Raw genomic sequence first — 404 nt, forward strand, 5'->3', positions numbered from 1 at the left:
CCCTGTCACCTCCGACCCCGGCCAGGGCATCATGGGACCGGGTCGGTCGCGGGCTTGGCGGTTTTGTGCGGCATGCAGCTGGGCCGCCCTCCATCTCGATGGCGTTCGCCGCGACGGGATCGCCGCGGCGGACCGACCGGAGCCTCTCTGGCTGTTGAGCCTGGCTCTCTCCCGGCCGACGGTCTCAGCCTCACGTCGCCCCGGAACTCACGTGCGCAACCTCCGGCCGCTGGATCACCCCGTTCCGGTCGGCCAAGCTCAAGATGTACTCAGCCGCGTTGAGAATATCCTGCCGGATCGCCATCGCGGTCTCCGGGCCGTCCCGGCGCATCATCGCATCGAGCGCGGATTGATGTAGGTCGGTGCCCTTCAGCCGCAGAACGTAGCTGGGGATGACGTAGGTC

Annotated in this window: 1 protein-coding gene; it reads right to left on the minus strand. The window is 68.1% G+C overall.

Going from position 1 to position 404, the window contains the following annotated elements:
• Positions 1 to 190: 190 nt before the first annotated feature.
• On the minus strand, positions 191 to 404 hold a 214-nt coding region (locus AC2JF9_RS10045), incomplete at its 5' end, for a hypothetical protein (RefSeq protein WP_500727484.1).

Source organism: Lactobacillus sp. C449L (assembly GCF_059900815.1).